Origin of the sequence: Aliihoeflea sp. (genome assembly GCF_052435475.1) — a bacterium.
GTDB lineage: Bacteria > Pseudomonadota > Alphaproteobacteria > Rhizobiales > Rhizobiaceae > Aliihoeflea.
Genome location: NZ_JBQVMV010000001.1, coordinates 390196 through 402055, shown reverse-complemented (window position 1 = coordinate 402055; position 11860 = coordinate 390196). Strand labels below are relative to the sequence as shown.

19 protein-coding genes and 2 tRNA genes are annotated in these 11860 nt (G+C 62.4%); 16 read left to right on the top strand and 5 right to left on the bottom strand.

Annotation, left to right across the window (positions count from 1 at the left end; all coding sequences use genetic code 11):
- Window positions 1–72: 72 nt before the first annotated feature.
- Complete coding sequence (locus tag ACT6QU_RS02045; RefSeq protein WP_444563172.1) at window positions 73–363, bottom strand: hypothetical protein; 291 nt, start codon at window positions 361–363, stop codon at window positions 73–75.
- Window positions 360–602 carry a hypothetical protein gene (locus ACT6QU_RS02040; RefSeq protein ID WP_444563171.1) on the bottom strand — a complete coding sequence of 81 codons (243 nt, stop codon included), beginning with the start codon at window positions 600–602 and terminating at the stop codon, window positions 360–362. The genes ACT6QU_RS02045 and ACT6QU_RS02040 overlap by 4 nt, the downstream gene beginning before the upstream one ends.
- Window positions 603–689: 87 nt before the next feature.
- On the opposite strand from ACT6QU_RS02040, the gene ACT6QU_RS02035 reads away from it, so the two are divergent.
- The 11 genes from ACT6QU_RS02035 (at window position 690) to ACT6QU_RS01985 (ending at window position 6145) form a co-directional block, all read left to right on the top strand.
- Window positions 690–1406 (top strand): XRE family transcriptional regulator, encoded by a 717-nt coding sequence (locus tag ACT6QU_RS02035; RefSeq protein ID WP_444563170.1) that lies wholly within the window; start codon window positions 690–692, stop codon window positions 1404–1406.
- Between the two features lie 151 nt (window positions 1407–1557).
- Window positions 1558–1704: a hypothetical protein gene (locus tag ACT6QU_RS02030; RefSeq protein WP_444563169.1), complete on the top strand. Its 147-nt coding sequence runs from the start codon at window positions 1558–1560 to the stop codon at window positions 1702–1704.
- Between the two features lie 121 nt (window positions 1705–1825).
- A complete protein-coding gene (locus ACT6QU_RS02025) occupies window positions 1826–2077 on the top strand; it encodes a hypothetical protein (RefSeq protein ID WP_444563168.1) in 252 nt (83 codons plus the stop codon).
- Between the two features lie 2 nt (window positions 2078–2079).
- Window positions 2080–2514 carry a hypothetical protein gene (locus ACT6QU_RS02020; protein ID WP_444563167.1) on the top strand — a complete coding sequence of 145 codons (435 nt, stop codon included), beginning with the start codon at window positions 2080–2082 and terminating at the stop codon, window positions 2512–2514.
- Complete coding sequence (locus ACT6QU_RS02015) at window positions 2511–2711, top strand: hypothetical protein (protein WP_444563166.1); 201 nt, start codon at window positions 2511–2513, stop codon at window positions 2709–2711. Before ACT6QU_RS02020 ends, ACT6QU_RS02015 begins: the two co-directional genes overlap by 4 nt.
- Window positions 2712–2713: 2 nt before the next feature.
- A complete protein-coding gene (locus ACT6QU_RS02010) occupies window positions 2714–2851 on the top strand; it encodes a hypothetical protein (protein WP_444563165.1) in 138 nt (45 codons plus the stop codon).
- On the top strand, window positions 2848–3141 hold the full coding sequence (locus ACT6QU_RS02005; protein ID WP_444563164.1) for a hypothetical protein: 294 nt from the start codon (window positions 2848–2850) through the stop codon (window positions 3139–3141). Before ACT6QU_RS02010 ends, ACT6QU_RS02005 begins: the two co-directional genes overlap by 4 nt.
- Before the next feature lie 78 nt (window positions 3142–3219).
- A complete protein-coding gene (locus ACT6QU_RS02000) occupies window positions 3220–4209 on the top strand; it encodes a DUF5131 family protein (protein WP_444563163.1) in 990 nt (329 codons plus the stop codon).
- A 181-nt stretch (window positions 4210–4390) separates the two neighbouring features.
- Window positions 4391–4675: a hypothetical protein gene (locus tag ACT6QU_RS01995; RefSeq protein ID WP_444563162.1), complete on the top strand. Its 285-nt coding sequence runs from the start codon at window positions 4391–4393 to the stop codon at window positions 4673–4675.
- Entirely contained in the window at window positions 4672–4956 is a 285-nt protein-coding gene (locus ACT6QU_RS01990; protein ID WP_444563161.1) for a hypothetical protein, read from the top strand. Before ACT6QU_RS01995 ends, ACT6QU_RS01990 begins: the two co-directional genes overlap by 4 nt.
- Window positions 4949–6145: a hypothetical protein gene (locus ACT6QU_RS01985; protein ID WP_444563160.1), complete on the top strand. Its 1197-nt coding sequence runs from the start codon at window positions 4949–4951 to the stop codon at window positions 6143–6145. The genes ACT6QU_RS01990 and ACT6QU_RS01985 overlap by 8 nt, the downstream gene beginning before the upstream one ends.
- Before the next feature lie 39 nt (window positions 6146–6184).
- Here the strand turns inward: ACT6QU_RS01985 and ACT6QU_RS01980 are convergent.
- Window positions 6185–6261 (bottom strand) — tRNA-Asp (locus ACT6QU_RS01980).
- Window positions 6262–6457: 196 nt separating this feature from the next.
- Here ACT6QU_RS01980 and ACT6QU_RS01975 point away from each other — a divergent pair.
- Window positions 6458–6533, top strand: a tRNA-Val gene (locus ACT6QU_RS01975).
- A gap of 116 nt (window positions 6534–6649) precedes the next feature.
- Here the strand turns inward: ACT6QU_RS01975 and ACT6QU_RS01970 are convergent.
- Window positions 6650–7495 carry a shikimate dehydrogenase family protein gene (locus tag ACT6QU_RS01970; protein WP_444563159.1) on the bottom strand — a complete coding sequence of 282 codons (846 nt, stop codon included), beginning with the start codon at window positions 7493–7495 and terminating at the stop codon, window positions 6650–6652.
- 128 nt (window positions 7496–7623) lie between these two features.
- A complete protein-coding gene (locus ACT6QU_RS01965) occupies window positions 7624–8295 on the bottom strand; it encodes a GntR family transcriptional regulator (RefSeq protein ID WP_444563158.1) in 672 nt (223 codons plus the stop codon).
- A 237-nt stretch (window positions 8296–8532) separates the two neighbouring features.
- On the opposite strand from ACT6QU_RS01965, the gene ACT6QU_RS01960 reads away from it, so the two are divergent.
- The 4 genes from ACT6QU_RS01960 (at window position 8533) to ACT6QU_RS01945 (ending at window position 11853) form a co-directional block, all read left to right on the top strand.
- Entirely contained in the window at window positions 8533–9519 is a 987-nt protein-coding gene (locus ACT6QU_RS01960; protein WP_444563157.1) for a sialic acid TRAP transporter substrate-binding protein SiaP, read from the top strand.
- A 68-nt stretch (window positions 9520–9587) separates the two neighbouring features.
- Window positions 9588–10100, top strand: a complete 513-nt coding sequence (locus ACT6QU_RS01955) for a TRAP transporter small permease (protein WP_444563156.1) — start codon at window positions 9588–9590, stop codon at window positions 10098–10100.
- On the top strand, window positions 10097–11398 hold the full coding sequence (locus ACT6QU_RS01950; RefSeq protein ID WP_444563155.1) for a TRAP transporter large permease: 1302 nt from the start codon (window positions 10097–10099) through the stop codon (window positions 11396–11398). The genes ACT6QU_RS01955 and ACT6QU_RS01950 overlap by 4 nt, the downstream gene beginning before the upstream one ends.
- A 5-nt stretch (window positions 11399–11403) precedes the next feature.
- Window positions 11404–11853 (top strand): type II 3-dehydroquinate dehydratase, encoded by a 450-nt coding sequence (locus ACT6QU_RS01945; RefSeq protein WP_444563154.1) that lies wholly within the window; start codon window positions 11404–11406, stop codon window positions 11851–11853.
- The last annotated feature ends 7 nt before the right edge of the window (window positions 11854–11860 follow it).

Sequence of the window (11860 nt, the reverse complement as noted above, 5' to 3'; positions counted from 1 at the left end):
GGGAAAGGTTCGGAAGTCTCAGATTGAAGCGGTCAGAAGGTCATGGGGGACCGCATGGAAAACGGGCACACATCATGGGCTTGCACCCGCTTCGAGGTTTCGGTCGGCAACGGCACGGGCCAGTCGCGAGAGGCCAAGGGTCCGCGCGCGCTCGCAAGCAAGTCGCTCTACAAGTTGCGCAACGCCGATGCCATCATGTGCGGCGAGCGCCTTCAGCAGGATAATTGTTGCAGACGAGGGAGCGATAAGATGCGCCCCCTCGCCCGCATTGGCCGCGCCGTCGTTCACCGGGGAGGACGAACGGTCGAGCGGCGCGGCAACGCCTGTGCCCCAGGCGGAAAGGGAGTGAATAGAGGCGCTCATTCGGCGGGCTCCATGCTGGGCCGGGCAATCCCATCGGGCCAAGCCAAGCCCTCGGGCCAGTTCTGAGAGAACCAAGCCATGGCGCCCTCGTACCGAGTAGTCGTGATGTCAGCGGTGCCTGCCAGGCGATCGAGCACCTTGCCATCGCGAAAGACCAGCGTGGATACACGCGACACGCTCAGCTCGCGGTTGCGAGCATATTCGGCGGCGACGGACAGGAGGCGCTCTTTCAATGTCATGGCTGCAAGGGATGAGATATGTTTACCGCATTGTCAACGATAAACTTACCGCTAACACCCAGCCCGCCCACGCGGTTAACTTACCGCATGGCTAACTCGATCATCGACCGGATCAACATCCGCCTTGAAAAGACCGGAAAAACCGCGCGCAGAGCCTCGCTCGACGCCGGCCTCAGCGACGCATTCATCCGAAACATTCTCATTGGAAAATCGGGCACTCCGCGCGCCGATAACCTTCAGCGCCTGGCTGACGCTTTGGGCACCACGAATCTTTGGCTGCTCAACGGGACCGGACCGGAAGAGCCATCCGCAGACGATGCCGTCGAAGCCGTAGACGTCCCGCCCTCAGCCGGTTCAAACGCGAGTTTCCCGCCCCGATATGAGAGATTCCCCGCCGGCACAGTCGCCCTTATGGGCCAGTCGGTCGGGGGTCCTAACGGTCGCTTTGTCCTGAATGGACAAACGATCGACCGACTCTTCTGTCCTCCCAACCTAGTTGGCGTCGAGGGCGCTTATGGCGTGAGGGTGTACGGCACTTCCATGGAGCCGCGATATTTTGCCGGAGAGACAGTCTGGATAAATCCCCATGAACCGGTGCGCAGCAACGACTTTGTGGTTGTTCAGCTCGTGTCCCCCGACGAGAGCGGGGACCGCGAAAGCTACATCAAGCAGTTCGTCTCACGGTCGAACAAGACCCTTCGACTGCGGCAGCTAAATCCGGACGAGGGTGAAGCGGAGCTTCTTGAGTTTCCCGCAGACCATGTGTTCGCCGTCCATAAGATCGTGTTTCAAGCGAGCCTCTAGCCACATCCCACTCCGGCACAATTGTTAGGCTTCGGCTCTCGACCGGGAGTCGTGGGCACTCTCCGCAGCGGATCTTGCTGCAGAGATCGCCGAATGTATGTACGCCCAGCTCAGCAACACGTCGAAAATTGCGCAGGTTAAGAGTGCGCGAATGACCGCAGTGATCACAGGCGACGAACAGCCGCCTCAACTCAACAATCAATCGGCCGCTCATATCCTGATCCGCTCGCATGCTTTCCTCGTGTCCAAAGTGTGCGACAAACTGACTCAGAAAAGAGAACGGAGCAAGAACAAATGATTCGGCTCCACGTTTCGTCGCACCATATACAGATGCGGTATTTTTATCGCATGGTGGATTGACGCAATAAGTTTACCGCATTATCGTTTCTCGTTATCGCAGTCCCGCGATGGAGAGAGACATGATCCAGTTCCAGCATCCCGACCACGCAAGCCTGCCCACCGGCATCCCGGTGGAACTTGAGACCGACCCGGTTCAGATCATCGCCAGCGCGATGATCGAGATGAGCGCTTGCGGACGCACGGTCGACGCCGAGGCGCTCGTCGAGCGCACCAGCCTCAGCTCAGCCGAGATCGAATCCAACTGGCGCAAGGCACGCGACGAGGCTAATCGCCGCGTCCGCTCGACCGGCCGCTACCACGCGGCCGCCTGACCATGGCCCGCATCTATCTCGCGTCCTCGTGGCGCAACCCGCACCAGCCGTGGATGGTCGAACTGCTTCGCCAGAAGGGCCATAAGGTCTACGATTTCCGAAACCCGCCACACTCGACCGGATTTTCGTGGTCGGACATTGGCTTGGACGCCAAGACTTGCACCGCCGAAGAATACCGCACGGCGCTGCAGACGCATCCCCGCGCGGCGCAAGGCTTCAATGCTGACTTCGCCGCGATGCGCTGGGCCGACACCGGGCTGCTTGTGCTGCCCTGCGGCCGGAGCGCTCATCTCGAACTTGGCTATATGGCCGGCGCGGGCAAGCGCACCCTCATCCTGACGCAGGATGGCGAGGAACCCGAACTGATGGCGCTTCTCGCGAACGAGATTTGCATATCGGTCGACGAGGTCCTGGAGAAGCTGGGGTCTAGCCGATGACCGCCCGCCTCGTCAGCATGGAGGGCGCGGCGCTCGTCGCCGCAGACAACCGCCGCGCGGCTGCCGAGGCCTTCCACGGCTATTCCCCGCGCATCGCCATTGCGCTCGCTCTGTCGCTCATCGCAGGCGTCGTCGCGGTCGGCACGCTGACCGCCCTGCAGGCGATGGAACGCCAGCATGTCGAAAGGCAGGTGTGACGATGGAGATCGTCGCTCTCCTCGCCATCACGCTCGGCTTCCCGGTTCTCGGCGTTGCGCTCGTCGTGCGCCAGATCCGCCGGCGCCCTGCGGCCGACGAAACCTTCCTTCAACACGAAGACGATTGGGGCGCCCGATGATCGCTCAGACCAATCCCGATGCCTCCCATCGCCGCAAAGGCGTGCGCCAGCCTCGGCAACCTTCCTCGCCAGGCTTCTATTGGGCGCGTCAGATCGCCGTCGATCCAGGCACGCGCGATGAAGACGAGTTCGAGCCGATGCCGAAATTCGAGCCGGTCGACGTGTTTGAAAACCACTACGACGAAAGCGCACCCGATCGGCTGCGCGTCCTGGTGCCGGGCATCGAGAAATCGCAAAGCCTCCGCAACTTCGAATGGGGAGCGCCGATCCCGCCGCCGGCACAGCCATGACCCCTGATATACTCGCCGCCGCAGCCGCCGTCCTCGCGCTCGCCCGCGGCCTCTACCTCCTCTACCGGGATGGCCAGGATGGCTGAGACGTCAAACATCGAATGGACCGACGCGACCTGGAACCCGATCACCGGTTGCTCGGTCGTCTCGCCCGGCTGCACGAACTGCTATGCGATGAAGCTGGCCGGCACACGCCTGAAGCATCATCCCAGCCGCGCAGGGCTGACGCGCGACACGAAGGCGGGTGCAGTCTGGAACGGTGAAGTTCGCCTCAACGCGGAATGGCTTGACCAACCGCTCGGCTGGAAGCGCCCGCGGATGATCTTTGTCTGCGCGCACGGTGACCTGTTCCATGAAAGCGTTCCCGACGACTGGATCGACCAGGTGTTCGCCGTCATGGCGGAGGCGCATTGGCACACCTTTCAGGTGTTGACGAAGCGCGCGGAGAGGATTCGAGCCTATATCGGATCGGATGCAACCCTTGAACGGATAGGCTTGATCCAGCGCCGGGTACATGACGATTTCTGTGCCTACACGAATGTGGCGATCGACGGCATCTGGCCGCTCTCGAACGTGTGGCTCGGTGTCTCGGTCGAAGATCAGGCACGCGCCGACGAACGCATTCCCGCCCTGCTCGCAACGCCGGCAAAGATCCGCTTCCTGTCTGCCGAACCGCTTCTCGGTCCGATCGATTTCTACGCGACCAGCGCCGTCATGCCGGTCGATGCACACCCCTGGGCGAATGGACCGATTCTGCAGGGCATCGACTGGGTCATTGCCGGAGGTGAAAGCGGATCGGGCGCGAGACCAATGCATGCTGGGTGGGCGCGCGTTCTCCGCGACCAGTGTGCAGATGCAGACGTCGCGTTCTTTTTCAAGCAATGGGGTGCCTTCCGCCCTCTGACGAACGCAGAACACGGCCAAGCTTGCGGCGCTGTTCTTGTGGACTGCAATCCTCATGATCGCAGCTCCTACATGCTGCCTGCGACGAAGAAGAGCGCCGGGCGACTTCTCGACGGCGTCGAGCACAACGACCTGCCGCAACCGCGCGGGGTGCCCGCGCTATGACGAAAGCGGAGATGGTAACCGGCCTCGCACCAGGCCGCAGACTCGTTCAAGAAGAATGGGCAGACGGCTCTGAGATCACCGCCGTTGACGAGCTCGTCGCTGAAGGCATCGCGTGCGCCACGCCTTGGCAATGGCGATACGGCTTCCAATGCATGCGTCGGATCGTGACGGGAGCAACGTCATGATCGAGCGTCACGAGGGCCGCATGCAGGTGCTCTGCGACACCTGCCCCGCCTCTTACCCCAACACCTACGCCGCCGAGGACTTTCAGGTGATGATCGCCGACGTAAAGACGGCCGGCTGGCGGCTGACGAAGGCCGTCGTCGACCCGCAGCGCGGACGTGGCACGACCGACCTCTTCGGCAAGCCGTCAGTCGTCGCCGGCGAGACCAAGCCGCAGGAATGGCTCCACGTCTGCCCGGACTGCCGACAGCACCGCCGCGAGAAACCGGAGGGACTGTTATGAGACCGCAGCTGTCGGCGCCCACCATTCGATTCCCCGTGCACCCCCGCCTTGTGCCCGCGGTGAAGGCGGCACGCTTCCTCCACCTGACGCTTTCCGAGTTCAACGCGGCGTTGCCGGCACTGCGCGCCGAACACTTTCCGAGCGCTTGCCGGATCACCGGTCACTACGACCTGGTGGCCATTGAAGCCTGGCAGGATCGGCGATCCGGCTTGACGAAACCAACCGGAACGGTGGCTGATACGGATGCGCTGATAGCGGAGAGGCTCGCGAAACTTGGCTAGGATCAAGCTCAAGCATTACGTCGTGCGCAAGGGCAAGCACGGTTACTGGCTGCCGACGCCGAAAATGCAAGCCATGGGGTTTCGTCCGATTCCGTGCGGCCATGATGGTCCGGAAGCGTGGAAGATCGCGAAGGAGTGGGAAGACCGTTACCAGGCCGCGCGCCGAGGCGAACTGCCAGACACGGCGAAGGTCTATCCGTCCGGCTCGATCGGCGACGCCTTCATGCGCTATCGGCAAATGCAGGCCTGGAAGACGCGGCCGATCCGTACCCGTGAGGATTGGGAGCGCGGTTGGGGATGGATCGAGCCCGTCTTTGCGGACCTTCAGCCGGCCTCGATCACGCTCGAGCATCTCGACCGCTGGTATCACCGACTGTTGCAAAAGCACGGCGTCGACACCGCGTATCGCGCCATGAAGACGTGGCGGGCGCTCTACAATGTCATGGCCGGCATGAAGCTCTGCGCACCTCGTGCAGATCCCTCGCTGGCAATCCGTAGGCAAACGCCGAAAGGGCGCAACCAGGTCTGGCGCGCCGGTGAGGTCGTTCGCTTCGTGAAAGGTGCCTGGCGCGCAGGCTTCAAGGGCCTTGCATGCGTCATCGCGATTGCGTGGGACACAAGCTTTTCCCCGGTCGACGTACGCTCGCTGACAAGCGCGCAGGCGATGGAGACCGACGATGGCGCCTGGGGGTTTCTCATCGCCCGGACGAAGACGCGCGAGGCGGCATTTGGCACGCTGTCCCCGCGGACGCGCCGCCTCGTCGAGGCATATGTCGTAGACCTCGGCGTGACGCTTCTGGACGATGCGCCCATCTTCCGCACACGCGGCTTTGCGCCAGGGCCGAAGGGCGGCCGGCCGCGAGCTGGCGTGCCCTATACCAAGGATTCGCTCGTCGATGATTTCGCGGACGTTCGCCGCCTCGTCTTTGGCGTCGACGAAAAGCGGCGCCTGATGGATATGCGCAGATCCGGCGCGGTCGAGGCCAATGCCGGCGGCGCGGCAGTGGAGGCGATCGCGGCGAAGATGGGCAATTCGATCGATGAGAACAAAGCGCTGCAGCGGACCTACATGCCGGTCAATCTTGCGGCGGTAAGAGCGGCTGACGAAGGACGTCGCAGGGGCCGCAAACTGCTCGGTTCGGAACAGAACCAATACAGAAAGTTGAAACTCGGTTCGAAAGCGAGTTGAAACTTTTTGCCAGCAATTCGCTGAAAGCCTTGGAAATAATGGCGCGAGTGACGGGGCTCGAACCCGCGACCTCCGGCGTGACAGGCCGGCACTCTAACCGACTGAGCTACACCCGCGCTTGACGCTTGCGGCACGTTTCGTGCGGCCCGCGTTGGTGGGTGAATTAAGCGGTTCGACTGGAGGTGTCAAGCGCTCGAAGCGCGCCGGACCGTTATTTCGCAGGCGATCCGACGCGACGCAGCGGAAGCCCGCCACGCCGCCAATTCGGCCTTGCACGCACGGCGCTAACCGCATAAATCTCCAGCCTCGTGAGGGCGATTAGCTCAGTTGGTAGAGCGCTTCGTTTACACCGAAGATGTCGGCGGTTCGAGCCCGTCATCGCCCACCATGTTTTTCAACGCGTCCCGAACACCTGTCAGCGCGATAGTTCGCGCTGAGCGCGGCAATGATCGCACGCTCGAGTCCCGGGACGAGGGATGTCGTTCTGGTATTGATGATCGGCGACTAGGCCGAATGCGCGAAGGCTGGTTCCGGGCGCAGGAGGGCCGCGCGCAGGGCTGGCTGATCGACCTCGACGCCAGTGAAAATCCGGAATGCGTCGACGCCCTGATGGAAGAAGAGCTCGTAGCCTGACAGGATCGACAGGCCGGTGGCGCGGGCGGCGATGAGGAATTCGGTCTCGACAGGGGTGTAAACGGCGTCGAATGCCCAGCGTGCGCTCTTGAGGGTGTCGGTCGGGAAAGCACTTCCGGGGTGGCCGACCATGCCGAGCGGCGTCGAATTGACGAGGCCGGCCGCACCGTCCATCGCCTCTTGCACCGAAAGCGCCAGGCGAACCGGCAGGTTCGCGGACTGGCGGAGGGCGGCGGCGAGCGCTTCGCCCTTGCGGCGGTCCGGATCGAAGATCGCAAGCTCCTCGGCGCCGAGGCCAGCCAGTGCAAAGGCGATCGCCTTGCCCACACCGCCCGCCCCTGCCATGGCGACGCGGCCAGGAGCCGAATTGCTGAAATTCGCGCGGAACGCCGCGGCAAAGCCTGTGCAATCGGTATTGAAGCCCTGCGGGGCCCCCTCTCCGAAGAGGACGGTGTTGCACGCGGCGACGGACCGGGTCTGCGCGTCGCCGATGGCAAGCCGTGCGAAGACCTGCTCCTTGTAGGGGTAGGTGACGTTGATGCCGCGGTAGCCGCTCTCGGCGCATCGGGCGAAGGCGGCGTCGAAATCAAGCCCGAGATCGGCGGGAATCAGCGGCTCGTATCGGACGTCGAGGCCGCACAACTCGCCCGCCAGCCGATGAAGCAGGGGCGACTTCGAGCGACGGATATTGTCGCCGATCAAACCGAGCTGAATCACTGCGTCCTCCCTGGGCGCCCATATGCGGTTCGACGCCGCATTCTATGGCAAGGATTACACAGCATCGCTGCCAATTTCAAATGGCAAAATCGATTATGTCATATGTTTTTGAATTCGTGTTCGTTTCGTCAGGCGATCGTGCCCGTCGCCAGCGCATGCTCCACCCCGCCGCGCACATGCAGTTCCAGCAATTCCTGCGCCCTCGAAGCGTTGCGCTCCAGCGCGCAGTCCAGCAACGCGCGGTGCTCCTTGGCAGCAATGTCGCCGCGAAACGACAGTGCGATCATCTGGTAACGCAGATATTTATCGAACACGGCGGCGTGGGTTTCCATGAGGACGCTGGAGCCGCAAGCCGAGATCAGCGCCTGGTGGAATTCCCAGTCGTAGCGCTTCCACAACTCCGTCTGCGAACGGTCGCCCTCCTTCATCCGGCGCTCCATCGAGGACAGTTTGTGATGGGCGGCAACCACCCGCCCCTCCCAGTCCATATCCCCGGCCACGAAGGACTGTTCGAGCGCGTGGCTTTCCAGAAGAAGCCGCAACGCCGCGATTTCCTTGAGGTTTTCGATGGAAACCGGCGCGACTTCGAAGCCGCGCTGGCCTTCGGCGAGGACGAGTGCCTCGGAGGACAGCCGGTTCAGGATTTCGCGCAGCGTGCTGACGCTGGCCCCGTACTCATCCTTCAACCGCTCGAGCTTCAGTTTTTGCCCCGGTGCCAGCCGGCCGAAGATGATGTCCGTCCTGATCCGGCGATAGGTGTTATCTCCGATGGTTTCGACTGATGCTTCGAGGAGAGCCATATCTGCTTGTCTTCCGATAGAAATGCGAATGTCCGACGAGTTTGCGCCGCGCGCAGTTTCGATGCAAGCGGCCGGGCGGCTGCAATGGCGACCCGCCATCTTGCGCCATAGAAAATGAATAATCTCATACGAAATTGCATTTGCCTATTGAACTGGGGCGTTTCCGGTGCAATGAATTGACGAGAGGTGGTGCCGGGAGGACCATCGAACGACTTCATTCGATCAGGGAGGATCACCATGTCGCTTTCATTTACCCGTCGCGCGGTTCTGGCTGCCAGCGCAGCCATGCTGCTCGTTTCGGCCGCGCCTGCCTTTGCGCAGGACAAGGTCCAGCTTCGCTTCTCGGCCGTCTTTTCCGAGCAGGACATCCGCGCCGAGATGATGAAGAAGTTCCAGGAGGAGATCGGTGAGGAATTCGATTTCCAGGGCTATTACGGCGGCAACCTGTTCAAGCAGGGCACCGAGCTCGTCGCGCTCCAGCGCGGCAATCTGGAAATGGGCAATATCGCGCCGCAGGACATCTCCAACCAGATTCCGGCCTGGTCGATCCTGACCTCGGCCTATCTCTTCCGCGACGCCGACCATCTGAAGACCTTCTTCGCCTCCGAAGCAGGCGACGAGATGAAAAAGATGGTCGAGGACCAGCTTCAGGTGAAAATCCTCGGCCCGACCTATTTCGGCGCCCGACAGGTGGGGCTGAAGACGGACAAGAAGATCAACACGCCCGAGGACATGGCCGGCATCAAGCTGCGCATGCCCGGCGGCGATGCCTGGCAGTTCCTCGGTCAGGCGCTGGGCGCGAACCCGACGCCGATGGCCTATGCCGAAGTCTATACCGGCCTCCAGACCGGCGCGATCGACGGGCAGGACAATCCGCTGCCGAACGTCCAGAACATGAAGTTCGACGAAGTCATGTCGCAGATCGTCCTGACCTCGCATCTCGTCGGCTTCGACCTCCTGACGATCTCGCTCGACGCGTGGAACAAGCTGTCGCCCGAGCAGCAGGAAAAGGTGCAGGCCGCCGCCGACAGCGCCATCGAGTGGAGCACCGCCGAGCACCTCAGCCAGGAAGAAGAGCTGGTCGCCGGCTTCAAGGAGAAGGGACTCGAGATTTACGAGCCGGATCTCGACGCCTTCCGCACGCACGCGCAGAAGATGTATCTCGAATCCGCGCTCGCCGAGAGCTGGCCGGAAGGCATGGTCGACACGATCAACGGCCTTTAGTCTGATCTGAACGGCGCCGCGGTTCGCGCGAAGCGGACCGCGGCGACATCGTGACGGGGAGGATCGACATGCGTCTGGCAACGATCGGACATTGGCTTTATCGACGTGCCGAGAACATCCTGGCCTTGATGCTTGCGGTGATGTTTCTCTCCTTCCTCGCGCAGATCATCTTCCGCTATCTCCTCAACCTCCCGATCGGCTGGACGTCGGAACTGACCGTCGTCATGTGGCTGTGGCTGGTGCTTTGGGGCGCGGCCTTCGTGGTCCGCGAGGAAGAGGAAATCCGCTTCGACCTGGTCTATGGCGGTGTCGGGCCCAAGGCGCGGCGCATCATGGCCATCCTGAGCGCGCTGGCGCTTCTCGGCCTCTATCTCCTGTCGCTGCCAGCGGTCTGGGACTACGTCACCTTCATGAAGGTGCAGTCGACCGCTTATATGAAAATCCGGTTCGACTTCCTGTTTTCCATCTATGTGATCTTCGCCGTGGCCGCGATCGGCCGTTACGGCTTCATCTTGTGGAAGGCCCTGTTCGGCCGGGCGCCGAAGGAGTTCGATCCCACCAAGGCGAGTTCGGGCGTATGAGCTTTACCGATCCCTTCACGCTGTGCATCGCGGCTATCATCACGCTGAGCCTGCTCGGCCTGCCCATCGGTCACTCGATGATCGCCGGATCGATCCTCTACCTTTACGCCGCCGGGCTCGACATGGGCACGGCCGCCGAACAGCTCCTGAACGGCATGTATACGAGCTACATTCTGCTGGCCGTTCCCCTGTTCATCCTGTCGGCCGAGATCATGAATTCCGGGTCGATGACCGAGCGGCTCCTGGGCTTTTGCAATGCACTGGTAGGCCGGTTTCGCGGCGGGCTGGCGCAGGTCAACGTCGTTCAGTCGATCATCTTCGCCGGCATGTCCGGCTCCGCCATCGCCGATGCCGCGGGCACCGGCAAGATGATGCAAAAGATGATGACGGACGGGAACAAATATCCCGCCAGCTTCGCCGCCGCGCTGACTGCGGCGACGGCTGTGATCGGGCCGATCATCCCGCCATCGATCCCGATCGTCATCTATGCGCTCGTCTCCGACGCTTCGATCGGCTACCTGTTTCTCGCAGGCATGCTGCCCGGGCTGCTGATGGGGATCATGATGATGGGCATCGTCGCCTGGTCTGCCCGCCGGCGCCACTTTCCCGTCGAGCCGCCGGTGCCGGCGCGCGAGATACCGGGAATCACCCTGCGCGCCCTGCCCGCGCTGCTAATGCCCGTCGTCCTGCTGGGCGGCATTTATTCGGGCGTGACGACCCCCACCGAAGCGGCCGCCATTGCCGCCGCCTACGCGTTCCTCATTTCGACGCTGCTCTATCGCACAACGACGCTTGCGGGCAGCTACCAGTCGTTGCTTTCGGCCGCGCGGACGACCGCCTCCATCGGCATGCTGATCGCGGGCGCGCTAGTGTTCAACTATGTGGTGACCGTCGAGAATATCCCGCGCGCGCTTTCGGCCTATCTGCAGGCCTTCGACATGTCGCCGACGACGTTCCTCATCGTCGTCAATCTGCTGCTGCTGGTGCTCGGCTGCCTTCTCGAGGGAACGACGATCCTTTTGATCGTGATCCCGGTGCTGATCCCCACCGCGCAGGCGCTCGGCGTCGATATGGTCCATTTCGGCATCGTGGCGGTCGTCAACATCATGCTCGGCCTGATCACACCGCCCTACGGGCTGCTGCTGTTCATCATGACGAATATCGGCCAGGTGTCGCTGCGCGCGCTCGTCGGCGAGATCATGCCCTTCCTCTACGCAATGCTGGGCGCGCTGGCGATCATCACCTTCTTCCCCGATTTCGTCCTCTTCCTGCCGCGCATGTTCGGCTACCAAGGCTAGTTTCGATGACCGCACCGATCTACGTTCTCAACGGCCCCAACCTCAACCGGCTCGGCACGCGCGAGCCGGAAATCTACGGTTCGACGACGCTCGGCGAGGTCGAGGCGCTTTGCAGGACGGCGGCGGGCGATGTGCCGGTCGAGTTCCGTCAGTCGAACCGCGAATACGAGATCGTCGACTGGGTGCACGAGGCGATCGATCGTCCAGGTGCCGGCATCATCATCAACCCGGCCGCCTTCACCTTCACCTCGATCGCGATCCTCGATTCCCTGAAGATGTTCCCGCGCCCGATCATCGAGCTGCATATCTCCAACATCCATCGGCGCGAGGACATCTACCACAACTCGCTGGTGTCCAAGATCGCCACCGCCGTCATCGCCGGGCTCGGACCGAAGGGCTATGGCGTCGCCGTGCGGGCGATGCTGGACCTCGTTGCCGACGCGAAACGGCGTTGATCCTGTC